This is a genomic window from Nonomuraea sp. NPDC049709 (assembly GCF_040674815.1).
Taxonomy (GTDB): Bacteria; Actinomycetota; Actinomycetes; order Streptosporangiales; family Streptosporangiaceae; genus Nonomuraea.
The window spans coordinates 22,497-39,469 of the sequence record NZ_JBFANM010000002.1 but is presented as its reverse complement, the minus strand read 5'-3'; the positions used below and the strand labels follow the sequence as shown (position 1 = coordinate 39,469).

Genomic DNA, 16,973 nt, shown 5'->3' with positions numbered 1-16,973 from the left:
TCCCTGCAAAGCCGTGTCGGGAGGACGCCTTGACCGAGCTGAACGATCGTGAGGCCGAGCTGGTCTCCGCCCACGAGCAGGAACGCCCGGCCCGCGAGCTGGGCGGGCCCCTGCGGCTCGGCGTGTGGATCCTGGGCGGGCTGCTGTCGGCGTACTCGCTGGCGGTGGTGTTCCGGCCGGTCGAGGCGATCCAGCACCGGCTGACGTTCCTGGCGGTGGCGTTGCCGCTGGTCTTCCTCTGCTACCGCTCGGGGTTGGCGCCGCTGGTGCGCCGGCTGCTCGGGCGGCCCGAGCCGGTCCGCGCGGGCGAGGTCCCCGGCCGCCGCGTGGAGTGGCCCAGCGTGGGCGACTGGGTGCTGGCCGCGGCGTCGCTGGCCGTGCTGGTCTACCCGCTGGCCGACATCGACGGCTTCCGCGAGCGCGGCTCGGGCGCGGCGCTCACGGACCTGGACGTCGCGGCGGGGCTGGTGCTGACGGTGCTGCTGCTGGAGGCGGTACGCCGCACCGTCGGCTGGTCCTTCGCCGTCATCTGCGTCGCCTTCCTGCTGTACGCCTATTACGGGGCCTACCTGCCGATCGACTGGACCATCGGGCACCCCGGGTTCGACTTCGCCCAGATCGTGTCGCAGCTCTACACCGGCACCGAGGGCTTCTTCGGCGTCCCGATGCAGGTGGCCGCGAGCTACATCATCCTGTTCACCGTCTACGGCGCGGTGCTCGACTACTCGGGCGCGAGCAAGTTCTTCATCGACCTGAGCTTCGCCGCCTTCCGCCGGTCCCGCGCCGCCCCCGGCCGTACGGTGACCACGGCCGGCTTCCTGCTCGGCACCGTGTCGGGCTCGGGCGTGGCCACCACGGTCAGCCTGGGCAGCGTCGCCTGGCCCGTGCTGCGGCGGGCCGGCTACCCGAAGGAGGCGGCGGGCGGCATCCTCGCGGCCGGCGGCATCGGCGCCATCCTGTCGCCGCCGACGCTGGGCGCGGCGGCGTTCATCATCGCCGAGTATCTCGGGAAGAGCTATCTCGAGGTGCTCCTGTACGCGACGATCCCCACGATCCTTTACTACCTCGGCATCTTCCTGGCCATCGAGATCGACTCCCGCCGCTTCGGCACCCACGCCGTGGCGGTGGACGCCCCCAGGGCCGGCCGGCTGCTGCTGCGCTTCGGCTACCACTTCAGCTCGCTGATCCTCATCGTCGTGCTGATGGCGCTGAACCGGTCGGCGTTCCAGTCCGTGGTGATCGCCACCGCCGTGGCGTTCCTGCTGTCGTTCCTCGACCCGCGGCACCGGATGGGGCCCAGGCGCATCGGGCGGGCGCTGGCCAAGGGCGCGCTGGAGGTGCTGCCGGTGACCGCGGTCTGCGCGGCGGCCGGGATCATCGTGGGCTCCATCACGCTCACCGGCCTCGGGCAGAACCTCGCCGACATCATCGTGGACATCGGCGCGGGCAGCCTCGTCATCACCACGGTCATGGCGGCCGTCGCGGTGCTGGTGCTGGGCCTGGCGGTGCCGGTGACGGCCAGCTTCATCATCGCGGCCGTGATCATCGGGCCGGCGCTGTTCGACCTCGGGGTCACGGCGCCGGAGGCGTACATGTTCGTCTTCTACTACGCGGTGCTGTCGGAGGTGAGCCCGCCCACGGCGCTGTCCGCGGTCGCGGCGGCGGCGATCACCGGCGGCAACACGTACCGGACGATGATGATGACCTGGCGTTACACGTTGCCGGCGTTCCTCGTGCCGTTCGCCTTCGTGCTGACGCCGAACGGGCAGGCGCTGCTCGGGCAGGGCCCGATCGGCACCGTGCTGCTGATGACCGCGGTCTCGGCGGTCGCCGTGGCCGCCCTCGCGATGGCCACGGGCGGGCTGGCCGCCTGGCCGGAGCGGGTGCTCGCGGCGGTGGCCGCGGTGCTGCTGCTGTTCCTCGAACCCGTCCCCATCGTCGCCGGCCTGGCCGTCCTGGCTGTGGCCGCCGCCATGCATCTCGTCAGAAGAAGGAGAAGGGACCCAGCGTGAAGCGGATTCTTGCGATAGTCGCCGCCGCAGTCCTGGCCGCGGCGGGCTGTGGCGGCGGCGGTGCCGGCGGGGGCTCGGGCAACCGGCTCTCGATCGCCACCGGCGGCACGACGGGCGTCTACTACGTCTACGGCGGCGGCCTGGCCAAGCAGCTGTCGGCGAACATCGCCAACACCCAGGCCACCGCGTCGGTCACCTCGGCCTCCGTCGAGAACATCAAGCTGCTGGCCTCGGGCAAGGCCCACATCGGCTTCTCCCAGGCCGACACGGCCGCCGACGCGGTCAACGGCAAGGACACCTTCACCGCCAAGCAGCCGATCAAGGCCATCGCCCGCATCTACGACAACTACACCCACCTCGTCATCGCCCCCGGCGTCGCCGTGACCAAGGTGGCGGACCTGAGGGGCAAGCGCGTCTCGCTCGGCCCGGCCAACTCCGGCACCCAGGTCGTGGCCAGGCGCGTCCTGGAGGCGGCCGGGCTCAACCCCGACACCGACATCACCAAGCAGCAACTGTCGATCAACGAGTCGGTGCAGGCGGCCAAGGACGACACCATCGACGCGTTCTTCTGGGTCGGCGGCCTGCCCACGGCGGGCATCACCGACCTGGCGTCGAGCAAGCCCGGCATGAAGCTGCTCGACACCGGCGACGTCCTGCAGAAGATGCAGGCCACCTACGGCCAGCAGTACGTCCCGCTCGACGTGGACATGTCCACCTACAAGCTGTCCGGCACGATCAGGACCGTGGGCATCGCGAACGTGCTGCTGGTGCCCGACTCGATGAACGAGCAGCTCGCGTACGACATCACCAAGACGCTCTTCGAGAAGAAGGCCGAGCTGTCGGCGGTGCACCCGGAGGCGAAGAAGCTGGACGTGACGCTCGGCCAGCAGGTGGCCCCGGTCGAGCTGCACCCGGGGGCCGCCCGCTACTACCGGGAGAAGGGCTGACCAGGCCGCTCCTGGCGTTCGTGACCGTGTTGGTGTCGGCGGCGGCGCTCGGCTCCGGCTCGGGCGCCGGGCGCCTGACCGTGAACGGCCTGCCCGTGGTCGGGGGCCGCTTCCTGATCGCGTACGTGCACTCGGTCTACCGCGCGCCCTCCGCGGAGGTGTTCACCGTGGAGGGCCGCCGCTTCACCATGCGGGCGGTGCTCTCGCTCGACGAGAGCGTCCTCGACTACTACGCGCTGGACGGCGAGCGCGCCCGCGCCCCGGGCGGCGGGTGGGTGCTGCGGCTGGCCGAGCCCGCCACGTACGCCGAGCTGTCGCTGCTCAGCACCTCGATCGGGCGCAGGACGCTCGTCTCCGGCGGCCGCTGCCTGCCCCTCTACCCCGCCACGGGCGCCGCCGAGGTGCGCCTGGCCCTAAGCCTCACCCCGGACGTCCGGGGCGCGGCCTGCGGCTACAGCCAGTCCTTCTTCTTGAACACCGAGTACAGCGCCACCGAGGCCAGCGCCACCAGGATCGAGGACGCCCAGAACCCCCAGGGCTGCCCCGACCCGGGATAGGGCACGTTCTGCCCGTAGAAACCGGTGATCATGGTGGGCACGGCGATGATCGCGGCCCAGCTGGTGACCCGCTTCATGATCTCGTTGAGCCGGAAGCCCTGCTGGGCCAGGCGGGTCTCGCGGACGTTCGCGAGCATGTCGCGGATGGACTCCACCCATTCGGTCACGCGCAGCACGTGGTCGTAGACGTCCTCGTAGTAGGGCGCCATCACGGGGTCGGCGATGAGGTCCTGGTCGCGGCGGAGCAGGGTGCCGACCACCTCGCGCATCGGGATGGTGATCTTGCGCAGCCTGGTGGTGTTCTTGCGCAGGACGTACATGGCGCGCTGCAGCTCCCTGCCGTCGCGCACCTCATCCTCGAACAGCGACTCCTCCAGCGCCTCCGCCTGCCCGTCGAGGTCCTGCACCAGGTCGAACTGGCTGTCGACCACGTGGTCGAGCAGGCCGTGCAGCAGGAACGTCACGCCGTGGCCGGCCATGCGGGAGCCGGCGTCCCAGCGCCTGACCACGTCGTCGATGTCGAAGTGGGCGTTCTCGCGGATGGTGACCAGGGCGTTCCTGGTGACGAAGATGTTCACCTCGACGGGGTCGAGCCGTCCCTCGTCGAAGTGCACCCCGTAGACGGTGATGAACAGGTGGTTGTCGTAAATATCCACCTTCGGCCGCTGATGGTCGGAAATGACGTCCTCGACCGCCAGCTCGTGCAGGCCGAGCTCCTCACCGATCATCCCGAGGTCGGCGGGCGACGGGGAGCACAGGTCGAACCAGACCGTGTTGTCCGGGTCCGCCACATAGTCGGAGATCTCCTCGATGGGGAACCCTTCCTTCTCGAGGACACCGTTCCGGTAAAGACGCGTGTGCACTACAGGAGTCTGGCAAACTGTCTGGCGTTACGCACGGCCGCGCCTCCTGGATCGTTGTTGAAGTAGACGTAGGCGTCGCCCCAGCCGGCCTCGCGCACCCGCCGGGCCCACGTCCCGAGCGCGCTTCCACCGTACGCGAAGCCCGACCGCCCCTGGTGCAGGCGTACGTAACCCCAGTCGGCCGTACGCCAGAACGGGGCCTGCGGCCGGCCCAGCCGATCCGCCCAGCACAGGGCGGCGGCCCGGGCGATCAGGATCCGGCGCACCTCGTCGGTCCACCACGACTCGTGGCGGGGCTCGACGGCCACCCGGACGTCACCAGGGAAGCAGCCCAGGCACCGGTCGAGCCGGCCGGGATCGGCCTTGAGCGTCGGCGGGAGCTGCAGCAGGATCGGGCCGAGCTTGTCCTTCAGCTCCGCGGCGGCGCCCATCAGGCGCGCGACCGGCTCCTCCGGCTCGGCCAGCCGCTTGATGTGGGTGAGGAACCGGCTGGCCTTGACGGCCATCACAAACCCGGGCGGGGTACGGTCCCGCCAGGCGGCGAACGACTCCGCGCTCGGCAGGCGGTAGAAGGCGTTGTTGCTCTCGACGGTGGCGAACTCGGCCGCGTACGTCTCCAGCCAGAGCCGCATCGGCACGCCCTCCGGATACAGGACCCCGCGCCAGTCCTTGTACTGCCACCCGGAGGTGCCCACCAGCCATGTCATGCCGTTGGGACTACCCCAGGGGGCGGCGTGCAGTACTGTCCTTGTTCGTCAGCCCAAGGAGGACCTTTCACACGATGGGCGCCAATCACGTCCACGGCACCGCCGTACCCACCTCCCGGCGCGCGGTGGTGGCCGGCCTGGCCGTCCTGGTGCCGCTGGCGATCATCACGCTCGCCGGGCTGCTGTGGCTCTGGCCGGACGGCGGGCAGAGCGCCGCCGCACCCCAGTCGGGCGTCGAGCGGCTCACCGGCACGGTCGTCAGCGTCACGCTCAAGCGCTGCCCCGCCGCCCCGGAGGGCTCGCCCCAGCCGGACCCGGCCACCTGCGGCAACGCCGTCGTCAAGGTCGGGGACGGCCCGGACCTGGGCAAGGACGTGGAGCTGCGCCTGCCCGGCGGGCCGGGGGCGCAGCACTTCGGCGTGGACGACGAGGTGATCCTGCTGCGCGGCGCGGACGGGGCGTACCAGATCTCCGATCATGACCGGGCCATGCCGCTGTGGTTGTTCGGGGCGGCGTTCGCGCTGGCGGTGATCGCGTTCGGGCGCTGGCGCGGGGTGACGGCGCTGGTGGGGCTCGCAGTGACGTTCGTGCTGCTGCTGACGTTCGTCATCCCCGGCATCCTGGAGGGCCGGCCGCCCATGCTGGTGGCCATCGTGGGGGCGGCGGCGATCATGCTCGCGGTGCTCTACCTCACGCACGGCTTCTCGCTGTCCACCTCCATGGCCGTGCTGGGCACGCTGGCCAGCCTGACGCTCACGGGGCTGCTGTCGTACGGGGCGCTGGGGTTCGCCCGGCTCAACGGCATCACCGACGACAGCGCGCTCGCCCTGGACATGAGCCTGTCCATCGATACGCAGGGGCTGCTGCTGGCCAGCATCATCATCGGGGCGCTGGGCGTGCTCGACGACGTCACGGTCACGCAGGCGGTGACGGTGGCCGAGCTGGCCCACGCCAACCCGTCCTACGGCTTCGCCCGCCTCTACCGGGCGGCGGGCCGGATCGGGCGCGCGCACATCGCCTCGGTGATCAACACGATCATCCTGGCGTACGCGGGGGCGTCGCTGCCGCTGCTGCTGCTGTTCAGCATCGGGAACCAGCCGCTCGGGGACGTGATGACGACCCCGGTGATCGCGCAGGAGATCGTGCGCAGCATCGTCGGCACGCTCGGCCTCATCGCCGCCGTCCCGATCACCACGGCCCTCGCCGCCCTCACCGCCTCCCGCCACCGCTCCGAACCGGCCCCCGAGGACAACGAGCCCGCCCCTCGTCGTGCCCAGGGAGAAGCACCTGTCCCCCGGCGCGGCCGGAGAGAGTCGCTCATCCCCCGTCTCGCCCGGGGAGAGTCGCTCGCCCCCCGGCGCGCGCGGCGCGACGAGCTCGCCTCCGGGCAGGACGACGACTTCTTCGCCCCGCACACGGACCACGACGACGACTTCTTCGCACCCCACCCCCGCCCCACGCCCCCCACCCCCGGCACCACGTCACCCGGCCCTCGCGACGGCGTGACCGCACCGCACGTCCCGCCGGGGGGCGGCACCGACTTCTTCACGCCGCAGCCCCGCCCCGAGGACCCACCTCACCGCGAGCCACCCCCCGAGCGCCCAGCCCGCCACCGCCGCCGCCGCACCGGCGCCTGAAACGCCCAACGGCCCAGCACACCCAGCGGCGCAGCAGTCACGGGCGGCGCAGCACGCCCCCGGTGGGCAGCACGCCCGGCGACGAGGCGGGGCACCTGGGAGCGAGCGGGCAGTCGAGCGAAGACGGCGCTGGTCCGGGCGGAGGTTGCGCGCGTCCAGGGGTTCGAGCGAGGCCAGGGGCGACGCGGGCCGAACGCCACGCGGCCCGACGGCGACGCGGGTCAGTCGATCTCGGTGCTGCCGTCGACCCGGAGCTTGCGGCGGGCGCGTTCGTAGAAGGTGGTCCCCACTCGCACCACCTTCGCCGCCCCCGGCCAGGCGGTCACCGTGACGCTGTCGCCCGGGCACAGGTGCCCGACCACCGCACCGTCCACCTCGACCGCCAGCCGCCCGCTGCTCGGCAGCACCTGCAGCGTGACCTCCTCGTCGGCGGGCAGCACCAGCGCCCGGTTGAAGGCGGAGTGCGCGGCGGCGGCCACGACGAGCACCGCCTCCACCCGGGGCGAGACGATCGGCCCGCCGGCGGAGAAGCTGTAGGCCGTCGACCCCGTGGTGGTGGCCACGATGACGGCGTCGGCGGAGTAGCGCACGAAGGGGCTGCCGGACGGGGTGACGGACACGCCGGCCAGCCCGTCGCCGGGGATCCGGACGAGCGCGATGTCGTTGAACGCCGTCACGTCCACCCCGGCCACCTTGCTGCGGATCGCCATGCGCGGCTCGATCGTGTATTCGTGCGCGTCGATCGCCGACAGCGTCTGCGGCAGCTCGTCCACGTCGATCTCGGCCAGGAAGCCGAGCCGCCCGAGGTTCACCCCCAGGATGGGCGTGGGCCGCCCGGCCAGCAGCCGCATCGTACGCAGCATCGTCCCGTCACCGCCCAGCCCCACCAGCAGGTCGGCCCGCTCCACCAGCGTGGTCGCGTCGACCTCGACGGCGCTGCAGTCGATGCGGCCGACCTCGTCGGGCAGGCCCAGCACGGTCGCGCCCTTGTCCGCGGCCCACCGCAGGATGGTGTCTATCGCCTTCTTGGAGTCGCGCCGCGGATGCAACACCAGCCCGACCGTCCCGACCATGCCCATGGGGTCAGCCTACGACGGCCGGCGCGGTGCGCGGCCCCCGGTCCGGCGGCGGTGGCGTGTTCGGTCCATGGCGTGGACACGCCACCCCCGCGGGCTTGCCACCGCGGACAAGATCCACTGACGATGCTCCCCGGCGGGCTCACCGGATCCCGCCCGCAATCCCGAGGGCACCCCCGCAAGGAGTTCGTTTGTCCATTCCCCGTGCCCGGCGGGCGTTCCTGATCGGAACGGCCGCCCTGGCCCTGCTCGTCCCCCAGAGCACGGCGCTCGCCGCCGGCCCGCCGGACCCCAAGATCGACCGGCTGGTGCAGGCCGATCTGGCGGCGGACGGCAAGGCCACCTTCTGGGTACGCCTCAAGGAGCAGGCGAACCTGAGCTCCGCCCGCACCGCGAGGACGAAGGCCGACAAGGGCCGGCAGGTCTACCGGTCGAAGACGCGCACCGCCGAGACGTCCCAGGCCGGCTTACGCAAGCTGCTCAAGGCCGAGCACGCCGACTTCACCCCGTACTGGATCGTCAACACGATCAGGGTGACCGGCGACGCCGGCCTGGCGGCCGAGATCGCGAAGCTGCCGGAGGTGGCGGGCGTCGAGCCCGACATCGTGGCCGACCTGCCCGAGCCGGCGCCGGGCGTGGCGCGGGCGGCGGTCGGCTCCGTCGAGTGGAACGTCGACCGGATCAACGCCCCCAAGGTGTGGGACGAGCTGGGCGACCGCGGCGAGGGCATCGTCGTGGCCAGCCTCGACAGCGGCGTGCAGTGGGACCATCCGGCGCTCGTCGCCCAGTACCGCGGCACCCTGCCGGACGGCACCGCCGACCACGACTACAACTGGTTCGACCCGGCCGGCGCCTGCCCCGGCCGCACGCCCTGCGACGACCGCACGCACGGCACCCACGTCATGGGCACCATGGTCGGCGGCGACGGCGGGGCCAACAACATCGGCGTCGCCCCCGGCGCCAAGTGGATCACGGTGAAGGCGTGCGGCATCGGCGGCTGCCCTTCGTACGCGCTGCTGGCCGCCGGCGAGTGGATCCTCGCCCCGACGGACCTCGACCGGCAGAACCCGCGCCCCGACCTCGCGCCCGACATCGTCAACAACTCGTGGGGCGGCAAGGGCCTCGACCTCTGGTACAAGGAGATCGTCGAGGCGTGGGTGGCCGCGGGCATCTTCCCGGCCTTCTCCAACGGCAACGAGGGCCCGGAGTGCGGCACGACCGGCTCGCCCGGCGGCTACACCGCCGCCTACAGCGCCGGCTCGTTCGACGCGAACGGCGTCATCATGCCGCAGTCGTCGCGCGGCCCCGGCGAGAACGGCGAGATCAAGCCGAACATCGCGGCCCCCGGCGTGGACGTCCGCTCGGCCGTCCCCGGCGACGAGTACGGCCTCAAGACCGGCACCTCGATGGCCAGCCCGCACGTCGCCGCCACGGTGGCGCTGATGTGGTCGGCCTCTCCCTACCTGCGCAACGACGTCGAGGCCACGCGGGCGCTGCTCGACGGGACCGCGGCGGACGTGGACGAGGGCCGCTGCGGCGGCACGGCGGCGGACAACTTCACCTGGGGCGAGGGCAGGCTCGACGCGTACGCCGCGGTCAAGGCCGCGCCCACCGGCGAGATGGGCACGCTGGCCGGCACCGTCACCTCGGGCGGCGCCCCGGTGGCCGGCGCGGCCGTCACCGTCTCCGGCCCGCTGAGCCGCACGGTCTCGACCGGCCAGGACGGCACGTACTCGCTGCCCCGCCTGCTGAGCGGCGACTACGAGATCAAGGTGGCCAAGTTCGGCTACGACGACGCGACCGCCACCGCGACGATCGCCACCGACCGTACGGTGACCGCGGATGTGGCGCTGACGGCGCAGGTCATGAGCACGGTGTCGGGCACGGTCAGCACGATCGGCCTGCCGGAGGCGGGCGCCACGGTGAGCGTCACCGGCACCCCGGTGACCACGGTCACCGACGCGCGGGGCCGCTACGAGATCGAGCTGCCGCACCGGGGCTTCGAGCTGGACGTCACGGCGTCCTCGCGGTGCACCGAGGACACGACGGTGACCGTCACGGTGGACGGCGACCTGACCAGGGACATCGAGCTGGCCAGCCGGGCCGACGCCTTCGGCCACACCTGCCGGAGCGGCACGGAGGCGTACGTGGAGGGCACCACGAAGGTGGACCTCACCGGCGACGACGAGCACCGCGCGATCACGCTGCCGTTCGCCTTCCCCTTCTACGGCAGGACGTACACGACGGGCACGGTCAGCACCAACGGGTTCCTCACCTTCGGCCGCGCGTGGTCCTTCCCGAGCAACGTGCCGCTGCCCGCGGCCGGCGACCCCAACGCGGGCATCTATCCGTACTGGGACGACCTGGCCCTGGACGAGGGGGAGGGCGGCCTCTACACCGCCACGCTCGGGACCGCCCCGAACCGCACGTTCGTCCTCGAATGGCGCGGCGCCCGCTTCTACGCCGGGCCCGAGCGCCTGTCGTTCGAGGCGCTGCTCGGCGAGGACGGCTCGATCGGCTTCCGCTACCGCGACATCGGCAGCTCCCACGCGGCGGGCGAGGAGGCCACGATCGGCATCGAGAGCGCGGACGGCACGGACGCCCTGGAGTACGCCGCCAACCGCGCCGCCATCGCCACCGGCCAGAGCCTGACCTTCGCCGCCCGGGGCCACGGGCTGGTGTCGGGCACGATCACGGACGCCAACGACGGCGAGCCGCTGGCGGGCGCGACGGTCAGGGTGGGCGACGCGGCGACGTTCACCACCGGGGCGGACGGGGCCTTCCTCGGCCAGGTCCCGGCCGGCGACCACCGGCTGGAGGTGTCGGCGGACGACTACGGCCCGCTCGCCGAGGACGTCACCGTGCGGCCCGGTGAGCGCAATGTGTTCGACAAGGCGCTGGCCACGGGCCGGGTGACGGCCTCGACCGGCGAGCTGACCATCGTGCTGCCCGCCGAGTCCACCAGGAAGGGCAGGTTCGAGCTGGCCAACCCGGGCGCGGACGCGGCGTACACGATCGAGCTCGATCCCGCGCTGACCTGGCTCGGCGTCAGCCCGGCCGGCGGGAAGCTGAAGGCGGGCGCGTCGGTGCCGGTGGAGGTCACCGCCTCCAGCGCGGGCCTGCCGCCCGGCACCGTCCGCACGGGCGTGCTGGTGGTGCGCTCGGCCAGCGGCCGCAACCCGGCCTTCCCCGTGATCGTGCACGTGGTGGTGCCCAGGCACCAGGTCGCCGTCGAGGTCGGCGGGTCGGAGGACGTGGTCGACGCCGCCGGCGACACCTGGACGGCCGACCGGAGGTACGCGCCCGGCGGCCACGGCTACGTGGGCCTGCCCACCAAGGCGAGCACTTCCGGCCGGCCGATCGCGGGCACCGCCGAGCAGGCGCTCTACCGCAGCGCCCGCGAGGGCATGCGCGCGTACCGGTTCGACGGGGTGCCCGACGGCGTCTACACGGTCGAGCTGGGCTTCGCCGAGACCCGGAACAAGAAGCCGGGCAAGCGGGTGTTCGACGTGGCCGTCGAGGGCGAGGTCGCCGTCCAGTCCCTCGACCTGGCCAAGGAGGCGGGGGCGAACGCCGCCGTCACCCGGCGGTTCACGGTGGAGGTCACCGACGGGCAGCTCGACGTGCGGTTCTTCGCCCGCGCCGGCGCCCCGATCCTCAACACCGTCCGCATCACCGAGCGGCCCGACAAGGCCGTCCGCTAGACCGCCGCTGGACCGTGGGGCCCGCCCGGGGCGGGCCCCACGGCCGTCTGGCGATAACGTCGGGTCCATGCGGCTTCATGTGGGGTGCGCGATGTGGACGCACGCGCGCTGGCAAGGACGTTTCCTGCCCGATCGCCTCCCGCCCGGTGACCGCCTGCGCGCCTACGCGAGCTGGTGCGACGCGGTGGAGGGCAACACGACGTTCTACGCCACCCCGTCGCGCGCCACGGTCGAGTCCTGGGCGGCCCAGACCTCGCCCGATTTCCGGTTCGTGGTCAAGCTGCCCAAGCCGATCACCCACGAGCGCCGCCTGGCGGGCGCCCAGGAGGAGCTGAGCGCGTTCCTGGCCGCGATGGAGCCGCTGGGCCCGCGGGTGCACGCCTTCTGGGTGCAGCTCCCGGGCTCCTTCTCCCCCGCCGACCTGGGCACCCTGGCGACGTTCCTGCGCGGGCTGCCCCGCGGGCACCGCTACGCGGTCGAGGTCCGCCACCGGGCCTTCTTCGAGGACGAGCGCTCCGGGCGCCTCCTCGAACGGGTCCTGGCCACCGCAGGGGCCGAATGGGTCCCGTTCGACACGACCGTCATGTTCGCGAGCCCGCCCACCAGCGACGCCGAGCGCGACGCGTGGACGAAGAAGCCGCGCGTGCCCCGGCGCACCCGCGCCCTCACCGGCCACCCGATCGTGCGCTACCTCGGCCGCGACGCCGAGGACCGCACGGTCGAGGGCTGGCGGCCGTGGGTGGACACGGTGACGGAGTGGCTGAGGGAGGGGCGCTCGCCGACGGTGTTCGTCCACACGCCGGACAACGCCGAGGCGCTGCGGCTGGCCCGCCGCTTCCACGACGACGTACGCGCCCGCCTCCCCGGGCTGGCCCCGCTCCCCGACCCGATGCCCAACGAGCCGCTGACCCTCTTCTGAGGCTCCCCTTCTGCCGGCCCCGGACCTCAGCGCACGAGGCAGGGCCGCTTCGGGTCGAACACCCAGCCTTCCACCAGGAACCGCATGGCGACGGCGTCGTCGCGGGCGCCCAGCGCCCGGCTGAGGTACAGCTCGTGCGCCTTCGCCAGGGCCTCCCGGTCGAGCTCGACGCCGAGCCCGGGCGCGTCCGGCACGTCGATCGCGCCGTCCCTGATCTGGAACGGCTTCGTGGTGAGCGCCTGGCCGTCCTGCCAGATCCAGTGCGTGTCCAGCGCCGTGATCTCGCCCGGGGCGGCCGCCCCGACGTGGGTGAACATGGCCAGCGAGATGTCGAAGTGGTTGTTGGAGTGCGACCCCCACGTCAGCCCGAAGTCGTGGCAGAGCTGGGCGACGCGGACGGATCCGGCCATGGTCCAGAAGTGCGGGTCGGCCAGCGGGATGTCCACGGCGTCCGACCGTACGGCGTGCGCCAGCTCCCGCCAGTCGGTGGCGATCATGTTCGTCGCGGTCGGCAGCCCGGTGGCCCGCTTGAACTCGGCCATCGTCTCGCGCCCCGAGAAGCGGCCCTCGGCGCCGCACGGGTCCTCGGCGTAGGCCAGGACGTCGCCGAGCCCGCGGCACAGCCGGACGGCGTCGGCCAGCAGCCAGCCGCCGTTGGGGTCGAGGGTGACGCGCGCCTCCGGGAACCTGCGGGCCAGCGCGGTGACCGCGGCGATCTCCTCCTCGCCGGCCAGCACGCCGCCCTTGAGCTTGAAGTCGGTGAAGCCGTACCGCTCCTGGGCGGCCTCGGCCAGCGCGACCACCGCGTCGGGCGTGAGCGCCTCGCGGCGGCGCAGCCGGGACCAGCGGTCGTCGCCGCCGTCGTCCACGAGGTAGGGCAGGTCGGTACGGCCGGGGTCGCCGACGTAGAACAGGTAGCCCAGCATCGGCACCCGGTCGCGCTGCCGGCCCTCGCCGAGCAGGTCGGCCACGGGCACGCCGAGGTACTGGCCGTGCAGGTCGAGCAGGCCGGACTCCAGGCCGGTGACCGCGTGCACGGTCGTGCGCAGGTCGAACGTCTGCAGGCCGCGCCCGCCGGCGTCCCGGGCGGCGAACCGCTCGGCCACCGAGCGCAGCAGGCCGCGGTAGCGGGCCACCGGCTGCCCGGCCAGCAGCGCCCCCGCCTCCTCGACGGTCTGCCGGATCGCCTCGCCGCCGGGCACCTCGCCCAGGCCGGTACGCCCGTCGGAGTCGGTGACGATGACGACGTTGCGGGTGAAGAACGGCCCGTGCGCGCCGCTGAGGTTGAGCAGCATGCTGTCGTAACCGGCGACCGGGACGACCTCGACGCGTTCGATGGTGGGAGACACGACGGCCCCTAGTTGATCTTGTTGATGAGGGCGGTCAGCTCGGCGAGCTCGCCGTCCGTGAGGTTCTGCAGCGGCGGCCGCACCGGGCCGGCCGGGCGGCCGACGGCGGTCAGGCCCGCCTTGATGATCGACACGGCGTACCCCTTCATGCGGTCGCGGATGTCCAGGTAGGGCAGCACGAACTCCCTGATGCGACGGTAGACCGCGTCCCGGTCCTGGGCACGGACGTCGGCGTAGAAGTCGAGCGCGTACTGCGGGACGAAGTTGAAGATCGCCGAGGAGTACGTGCTCATGCCGAGCTGCAGCAGCGGCAGGGCGAAGGTCTCGGCCGTGGGCAGGCCGCCGATGTAGGCCAGGCGGTCGCCGACGGTGGCGTAGATGCGGGTGAGGTTCTCGATGTTGCCGACGCCGTCCTTGAACCCGACGAGCGTCTCGTTCCGCTCGGCCAGGGCCGCGACGGACCGGTCGTTCAGCACCGCGTTGGCCCGGCTGTAGACGATCACACCCAGGCCGGAGGCGCGGCAGACCGCGGAGACGTGCTCGACCAGGCCCTCCTGGCCGGCCTCCGTGAGGTAGGGGGGCATCAGGAGCAGGCCGTCCGCACCGGCGGCCTCGGCGGCCTTCGCCTGCGCCACGGCGTTCGCGGTGCCGCCGGTGGCCGGGGCCACGACGGGGACCTTGCCGTTCACCTCGTCCACCGCCACGCGGACCACCCGGTCGATCTCGGCGGCGGTCAGCGAGAAGCCCTCGCCCGTGCCTCCCGCGGCGAACAGGCCGGCCACCGGGTAGCCGCTCAGCCAGGCCAGGTGGTCGCGGTAACCCGCCTCGTCGAACTCCAGATCCGCGGTGAAATGGGTGACCGGGAAGGACAGCAGGCCGCTCTTGAGCCGGGTGGCGAGCTCCTGCGGGGAGTAACTGGGCATGGCGGATGCTCCTCGGGTTTTACATGCGGCCGTGGGATCCCCCCGCACCGCCGGTAAGGTCTGACGCCCGCCAGGGTAAGAAGCGGGGACGATTCCTGTCCAAGTGCGATTCTGAATCCGGCGATACCGATGGAGCATCGCCGGCTTCAGCCCCCGAGATCGGGCAGCAGTTCGAGCACGCGCCCGAGCGCGGGGTTGGTCGAGTTGCGGTCCCAGATCACGTGCAGTTCGACCGGCTCTCCCGTGGCGCCCGCGTCGTCCAGCGGGTCGCCGCCGCCGCGTACCAGGTCGCAGAAGGCGATGCCGTCCACGCCCAGCGAGCGCGCGCTGACGGGCGCCAGCGCGACGCCGCGCCCGGCCGCCACGAGCAGCACGGCGGTGAGGATCTGGTGCACCTGCTGCTCGATCCGGGGGTGGGCGTTGGTGAGGAACCGGACGGTCAGCTCGTGGAAGTAGCGCGACTGCACCGGGTTGTAGCTGATCACCGGCAGGCCGTCGAAGTCGTCCGGCGCGAGCGGCCGGCCCAGGTCGGCCAGCGGGTGGCCGAGGGGCACCACGGCGCACAGCGGCTCGCGGAAGACGACGCGGGAGTCGAGGGTGGCGATGTCGAAGGGCGGGCGGGCCAGACCGAGGTCGAGCTCGCCGCGCAGCAGGCCGTCCACCTGCCCGGCGGTCACCCGCTCGTGGAGGATGACGTCGATCTCGGGGAGCTGCTCGGACAGCCGGCGCAGCAGCGCGCCGAGCATGCTGATGGCCGACACGGCGGTGAACCCGAGACGTACGGTGCCCGCCGCGCCGCTGGCGATCCGGCGCGCCCGGTCCCCCGCGGTGTCGACGAGCGAGAGCATGCGCCGCGCGTCGTCCAGGAAGGCGCGCCCGGCGTCGGTGAGCACCACGCGCCGGTTGTCGCGTTCCAGAAGGGTCACGCCGACGACACGTTCCAGTTTCTGGATGTGGCGGCTGAGCGGAGGCTGCGTCATGCGCAGCCGATCAGCCGCACGGCCGAAGTGCAGCTCCTCGGCGACAGCCACGAATGCCCGGATCTGATCGAGTGTTAGCATGATGCGTGAAGAGTATCACTCGATACCGAAATGAGCCTGGACAGGCATCGAGGCTGGTCCTAGTCTCCGGAGACTAACGAGCGGAAACCTTGCCGTAACCTTACGCAACTCCCCTCTCCGCTCCAGAGCAGATAACGGGCGGCCTTCCGCCCGCACGAAGGAGAAGTCCATGCCGACATCTCGGACGGCCCCCCGCCGCATCCTCCTGGGCGTCGTCGGCGCCGCCGCCGCGATCGCGCTGACCGCGTGCGGTGGCGTCAAGACGACCTCCTCCGGTGGCGGCGACGGAGAATATCCGACAGGCAACATCGAGTTCAGCGTCGGCGCCTCGGCGGGCGGCTCCACCGACCTCATCACCCGGGCGCTGGCCCAGGGCATGGGCAAGGAGCTCGGTGTCTCCACGCCCGTGCTGAACAAGCCGGGCGCCAACGGCGCGCTCAACGCCAAGGAGCTCCAGTCCGCCAAGGCCGACGGCTACAAGATCGCCGTCCAGAACGCCTCGCTCTTCACCATCACGCCGCTCACGGTGTCGGCCGCCGAGGCCACGAAGATCGACTCGTTCGACGTCATCACCGGCATCTCGCGCGACGACTACGTCATGGCCACCAACCCCAAGTCCGGCTTCACCTCCATCGAGGACATGAAGAAGGCCGGCAAGGCCATCCGGTACGGCACCACCGGCGTCGGCACCGGCGCGCAGCTCGCCTCCGCGCTGACCTTCAAGACCGCCGGCATCGAGGCCACGGCCGTGCCGTTCGACGGCGGCGCCCCCAACCTGACCGCCCTGCTCGGCAACCAGGTGGACGTCTCGACCATGCAGATCGGCGAGGCCATCGAGAACATCAAGGCCGGCAAGCTCGTCCCGCTCGCCGTCTTCTCGGAGCAGCGCATCCCCTTCCTGCCCGACGTGAAGACGGCCAAGGAGCAGGGCTTCGACGTCCTGGTGACGCAGTACCGCTTCCTGACCGCCCCCAAGGGCACGCCGGAGAACGTCAAGACCAGGCTGCTCGACGCGGCCAAGAAGACGTTCGCCACGCCGGAGTACAAGAAGTTCAACGAGGACAACTCGCTCACCCCGATGGAGACCACCCCGCAGGAGGTCCTCGCCTCCCTGCAGAGCGACTCCACCAAGTACAAGGCACAGCTGGACGAGTTCGGCATCAGCCTGGCCGGCTGACCGGGGCCGACTGATCGAGGCCGGCGCCTCGCCACGAACCG

13 protein-coding genes are annotated in these 16,973 nt (G+C 72.1%); 7 read left to right on the top strand and 6 right to left on the bottom strand.

Annotation, left to right across the window (positions count from 1 at the left end; genetic code table 11):
• Window positions 1-29: 29 nt before the first annotated feature.
• Genes AB0J69_RS02345 through AB0J69_RS02335 form a run of 3 tightly spaced genes read left to right on the top strand, consistent with a single transcriptional unit; the run spans window position 30 to window position 3,516 of the window.
• A complete protein-coding gene (locus AB0J69_RS02345; protein WP_364111960.1) occupies window positions 30-2,012 on the top strand; it encodes a TRAP transporter fused permease subunit in 1,983 nt (660 codons plus the stop codon).
• A complete protein-coding gene (locus AB0J69_RS02340) occupies window positions 2,009-2,959 on the top strand; it encodes a TAXI family TRAP transporter solute-binding subunit (RefSeq protein WP_364111958.1) in 951 nt (316 codons plus the stop codon). The genes AB0J69_RS02345 and AB0J69_RS02340 overlap by 4 nt, the downstream gene beginning before the upstream one ends.
• Before the next feature lie 20 nt (window positions 2,960-2,979).
• Window positions 2,980-3,516 (top strand): hypothetical protein, encoded by a 537-nt coding sequence (locus AB0J69_RS02335; protein WP_364111956.1) that lies wholly within the window; start codon window positions 2,980-2,982, stop codon window positions 3,514-3,516.
• On the opposite strand, the gene AB0J69_RS02330 is transcribed toward AB0J69_RS02335, so the two are convergent.
• Window positions 3,411-4,379, bottom strand: coding sequence for a magnesium transporter CorA family protein (locus AB0J69_RS02330; protein ID WP_364111954.1), 969 nt, complete (start codon window positions 4,377-4,379; stop codon window positions 3,411-3,413). The genes AB0J69_RS02335 and AB0J69_RS02330 overlap by 106 nt on opposite strands.
• Window positions 4,379-5,086: a DUF72 domain-containing protein gene (locus AB0J69_RS02325; protein ID WP_364111952.1), complete on the bottom strand. Its 708-nt coding sequence runs from the start codon at window positions 5,084-5,086 to the stop codon at window positions 4,379-4,381. Before AB0J69_RS02325 ends, AB0J69_RS02330 begins: the two co-directional genes overlap by 1 nt.
• A 74-nt stretch (window positions 5,087-5,160) precedes the next feature.
• On the opposite strand from AB0J69_RS02325, the gene AB0J69_RS02320 reads away from it, so the two are divergent.
• Window positions 5,161-6,723, top strand: a complete 1,563-nt coding sequence (locus AB0J69_RS02320) for a YibE/F family protein (protein WP_364111950.1) — start codon at window positions 5,161-5,163, stop codon at window positions 6,721-6,723.
• 221 nt (window positions 6,724-6,944) lie between these two features.
• On the opposite strand, the gene AB0J69_RS02315 is transcribed toward AB0J69_RS02320, so the two are convergent.
• Window positions 6,945-7,802: an NAD(+)/NADH kinase gene (locus AB0J69_RS02315; protein ID WP_364111948.1), complete on the bottom strand. Its 858-nt coding sequence runs from the start codon at window positions 7,800-7,802 to the stop codon at window positions 6,945-6,947.
• 188 nt (window positions 7,803-7,990) lie between these two features.
• On the opposite strand from AB0J69_RS02315, the gene AB0J69_RS02310 reads away from it, so the two are divergent.
• Window positions 7,991-11,503 carry a S8 family serine peptidase gene (locus AB0J69_RS02310; RefSeq protein WP_364111946.1) on the top strand — a complete coding sequence of 1,171 codons (3,513 nt, stop codon included), beginning with the start codon at window positions 7,991-7,993 and terminating at the stop codon, window positions 11,501-11,503.
• Window positions 11,504-11,570: 67 nt separating this feature from the next.
• Window positions 11,571-12,422, top strand: a complete 852-nt coding sequence (locus AB0J69_RS02305; protein WP_364111945.1) for a DUF72 domain-containing protein — start codon at window positions 11,571-11,573, stop codon at window positions 12,420-12,422.
• Between the two features lie 26 nt (window positions 12,423-12,448).
• Here the strand turns inward: AB0J69_RS02305 and AB0J69_RS02300 are convergent, their stop codons facing one another.
• The 3 genes from AB0J69_RS02300 to AB0J69_RS02290 all read right to left on the bottom strand — a co-directional run bounded on the left by AB0J69_RS02300 (window position 12,449) and on the right by AB0J69_RS02290 (window position 15,755).
• Entirely contained in the window at window positions 12,449-13,771 is a 1,323-nt protein-coding gene (locus AB0J69_RS02300; protein WP_364111943.1) for an enolase C-terminal domain-like protein, read from the bottom strand.
• An 8-nt stretch (window positions 13,772-13,779) separates the two neighbouring features.
• The gene (gene kdgD / locus AB0J69_RS02295; RefSeq protein ID WP_364111941.1) at window positions 13,780-14,694 is read right to left on the bottom strand and encodes a 5-dehydro-4-deoxyglucarate dehydratase; all 915 of its coding nucleotides are present in this window, start codon (window positions 14,692-14,694) and stop codon (window positions 13,780-13,782) included.
• 146 nt (window positions 14,695-14,840) lie between these two features.
• On the bottom strand, window positions 14,841-15,755 hold the full coding sequence (locus tag AB0J69_RS02290; protein WP_364111939.1) for a LysR family transcriptional regulator: 915 nt from the start codon (window positions 15,753-15,755) through the stop codon (window positions 14,841-14,843).
• A gap of 169 nt (window positions 15,756-15,924) precedes the next feature.
• Here AB0J69_RS02290 and AB0J69_RS02285 point away from each other — a divergent pair, with 169 nt between their 5' ends.
• Complete coding sequence (locus AB0J69_RS02285) at window positions 15,925-16,932, top strand: tripartite tricarboxylate transporter substrate binding protein (protein ID WP_364111937.1); 1,008 nt, start codon at window positions 15,925-15,927, stop codon at window positions 16,930-16,932.
• Window positions 16,933-16,973 lie beyond the last annotated feature (41 nt).

What these genes read in the sequence shown, in the direction of transcription:
- AB0J69_RS02325 (WP_364111952.1), bottom strand. Translation starts at nt 5,086, where the DNA reads ATGACATGGCTGGTGGGCACCTCCGGGTGGCAGTACAAGGACTGGCGC.
- AB0J69_RS02320 (WP_364111950.1), top strand. Translation starts at nt 5,161, where the DNA reads ATGGGCGCCAATCACGTCCACGGCACCGCCGTACCCACCTCCCGGCGC.
- AB0J69_RS02315 (WP_364111948.1), bottom strand. Translation starts at nt 7,802, where the DNA reads ATGGGCATGGTCGGGACGGTCGGGCTGGTGTTGCATCCGCGGCGCGAC.
- AB0J69_RS02305 (WP_364111945.1), top strand. Translation starts at nt 11,571, where the DNA reads ATGCGGCTTCATGTGGGGTGCGCGATGTGGACGCACGCGCGCTGGCAA.
- kdgD (WP_364111941.1), bottom strand. Translation starts at nt 14,694, where the DNA reads ATGCCCAGTTACTCCCCGCAGGAGCTCGCCACCCGGCTCAAGAGCGGC.
- AB0J69_RS02290 (WP_364111939.1), bottom strand. Translation starts at nt 15,755, where the DNA reads ATGCTAACACTCGATCAGATCCGGGCATTCGTGGCTGTCGCCGAGGAG.
- AB0J69_RS02285 (WP_364111937.1), top strand. Translation starts at nt 15,925, where the DNA reads ATGCCGACATCTCGGACGGCCCCCCGCCGCATCCTCCTGGGCGTCGTC.